Origin of the sequence: Psychroflexus salarius (genome assembly GCF_900129035.1) — a bacterium.
GTDB classification, from domain to species: Bacteria; Bacteroidota; Bacteroidia; order Flavobacteriales; family Flavobacteriaceae; genus Psychroflexus; species Psychroflexus salarius.
The window spans coordinates 1-3140 of sequence record NZ_FQTW01000025.1 but is presented as its reverse complement, the minus strand read 5'-3'; the positions used below and the strand labels follow the sequence as shown (position 1 = coordinate 3140).

Below are 3140 nucleotides of genomic sequence, written 5' to 3'. Positions count from 1 at the left end.
CTTTTCAATTCGTTTCAGGTAATGCTTGTTAAATTCAGATTCTTAACTTTCATATATCCAACCCGAGTTTTTTCGGAGTGTTTATGTGTAACGGTCTCGTATAACCGTCAGTTACGGGTTAATATGCGTTAATTTTCGGTTATGCACAGACCTTAGCAATTCCGAGTGGATTCGGATGTAATCGAAACCGCCGTAATTGCGGTTATACATTGTTGCCACCAGTTTTTATTTCAATTCTCCTAGGTTTTATAGTGGTCAAAATATTTTCCATTTTCCTTATATTTTTTTTAAATAGTTCGACAGGTGAAAACATAACAATATAAAATATAAAATCCTCAAATTCAACAAATCCAGTATATTCAGGAATTGGATGTTTCTTGTATTTAACCTTTCTTAAAACAACTTTAGAGTCTTTTCTTTTTATAGTATTTAAATACTCAATTTCAACCTCATAATTACCTTGATCAAATCCGTCTTTTTGAATTTTCAATAAGTCATCAATGGTGTCATTGTTTTCTTTTCTATTCCAAAAGTTTACATACATCCATTCGTCCATTTCAACATCAAACTCAGCACCTCTCTGATAAAGCGTAGCTAACCAATTCGGACAACTTCTAGCATCTATAATCCAACCGAATGGTGCAAATAGGTCAACAGCATTATTTCCAGCAAAGGGCAGAGCATATTCTGTTTGAAATTCCTTTAGCTGGTCAAAATTCAAAATGTCAAGTTCTATATCAGTCGGGTCATAATAAGCTCGATTTAAAGCAGTCTGTGAATATCCAACATTCGTAATCAAAAGTCCTTTATGTGCTTCTATGTCATTTAACATAGAGATGTAGTTTTCAACGGTTTTTACATCTATTTTTTTATTAAAAAACTTTGCGTCTATTGCAATTCTCAATCTATTCCCCGCAACATATTGTTCAATTAGAATATCAATTTGTCTGCTTCTTTTGGAATATCTGCCAACAATTTTCGCATCGAGAGTTATTTCGGCGTCTGAATATTCATTCCTGAAAATTTCAAATATTTCCTTTTCGTATTTTTTCCAGTTCATTTTTCAAATTGGTGGCAACGGTCTTGGCTATGATGTCGTTGCGGAATCATTCGCAGAATTATTCCGCTGGTAAACGAAAATACACTTTTAACTGGAATTTTCAATAGAAAATTCCAACCCGCAATGCATTATAGCCGTTGTTACACACTGACACGACACGCACTGCTTGGAACGAAACACTTTTCACGTTTCCAATATTTTCCGATGTGCTATTCAATTCTGTCGAGTAGAGCAGAAGTTTTGCTTTAAAAATCTAAATTCTCGAATTCTGTTTTCAAGAGTGAATTCATTTGTTTTCAAACAAGCCAAAAATTCCACTGCGTTGCTTTTCCGCGTTTTGCTATTAAAATTCAGATAATAGCTCAATGCTCAACATTCGAATAAGGTCAATTTTTATAAGATTTTCGTTTGAAACGGAATCTTCGACTTAAAAAAACAGTTTTCAATTTATTTTAGGCGATGCTTTGTAAATTCAGATTCCTAACGGCGATTTATGCTGCTCAATTTTTACGAAGTTTTATCATAAAATTTTTTTTAGCCAAAAATTCAATTCTTAGTCAAATAAAGCATACTCAAGAAGTTTAAGTGCTGAAAATTGTGGTAATTAAAATCCGCCATGTATAACTAGTCATCGTTTTAGAGCTATTAATTTATAGTCAAGTTAGACTATTTTTCATTCTTGTTACAATAAATAATGTGTCTAATAAAAAATGTTGATGCACCAAAAAGAATTAATGTTGGTAATGTTTCCGCAAGTAAATTTATAAAACCCTTTAAATAAAACAATTGTCCAGAACCGTTAAATACATAGTACTCTAAACCTCTTAAAATTGATAGTATTATCCAAGTTGGTAATAATACCAAGACTAGTAAAATTAAATAATTTCTTTTTTTTGAGATAAGTTGAAACAATATTAAGACTATTGTGATTGTTAATAACCATTTAAGGTATGTGTAATGCAATTCCATACAATTATATTTTAATTATTTTAAAAAAAAATTTACAAAAAAAGCTTTTCAATTCGTTTTATGAAATATTTGTTAAATTAAGTTTTTCAACAGTCATTTATTTGAATCGATTTTTTTGGAGTGTTTGTGTGTAACGATCTCGGCTATGCGTAGTGCGGGTTTTCGAAGCACTTAACTGTCCGCCTACCGAAAAGTTTATTTAATGTAATTACTTTCATATCAGCACTTTCTCCCGCATTACGTATAGCCAATGTTAGGCTTTGTTATTTTATTCTCACGATAAATTTCATAAATGAGCTTGCCATCTCAATAATGATTTCAACTTCATTATCGTTTACATTGTCGTTATGTTTTACATAGGTGTTTTGATATTTCGAGAAATAGTCAATCAGTTTTAAGAACATATTATTTAGTTCCTTTGAGCCGTCTCGGTCATTTATAAATTTCCCCAAATCAGCAATTTGATTTTCCAACGATTTACCATTTCCAAGTACATTTTTAAGCAATGTTTCCAAGGAAAGTCTGAGGTCATCCAATAAATTTCTTTGGTGTATTCCATTTGAGTGCTTTTCAAGACAGTCGTTATAAAGTTTCAGAACGTCCGGATACTCAGTCAACCAATGCTGGGTTTCTTCAACTAAGGACTCATTAATTTCTTCTTTTGCGTTTCCTTCGCCTAAAGCTCCATACCTTGAAATTAGCTTTATTTTCAGGTCTTTAACTCCTGCGTTATTTTCAAAGTGTGGAAGCTCTGATAATTCCTTAATTACTTTGAATTGTTGCTCTGGACTAAAGGCTTTTAGGTTTTCCCTAAGTGCAGTTCTTTTATTCGGTAAGTCCGCTGGAAAAGGATATTCTGGGTATGGTATTTCGACATCAAAGTCAATTGCATATGCTGCACTGTATTCGGCTATTCGGCTTCCTGTTAGACCGTCTTGGGTTTCTGCAAGAGTGTCAGCCGCATAATTTATAAATGTTGTCGGAATCATTTAGTCGTTCGGTTTTTAATAAAGCCTAACGGATTTGTATAACAATAGTGGCGACTAAAAAAACACTTGCCTATCGGTTAAACTTTTTATTTTTTAAAATACTCAAAATTATCATTTCAGCT

At 32.4% G+C, this 3140-nt stretch carries 2 protein-coding genes; both read right to left on the bottom strand.

The annotated features are described in order from the left end of the window. Positions 1–202: 202 nt before the first annotated feature. On the bottom strand, positions 203–1060 hold the full coding sequence (locus tag BUB82_RS11465; protein ID WP_073193763.1) for a restriction endonuclease: 858 nt from the start codon (positions 1058–1060) through the stop codon (positions 203–205). 1232 nt (positions 1061–2292) lie between these two features. Then, entirely contained in the window at positions 2293–3018 is a 726-nt protein-coding gene (locus BUB82_RS11455; RefSeq protein WP_073193761.1) for a hypothetical protein, read from the bottom strand. Positions 3019–3140: the final 122 nt, after the last annotated feature.

Coding starts and splice junctions, on each gene's coding strand:
- BUB82_RS11465 (WP_073193763.1), bottom strand. CDS start 1,060: ATGAACTGGAAAAAATACGAAAAGGAAATATTTGAAATTTTCAGGAAT.
- BUB82_RS11455 (WP_073193761.1), bottom strand. CDS start 3,018: ATGATTCCGACAACATTTATAAATTATGCGGCTGACACTCTTGCAGAA.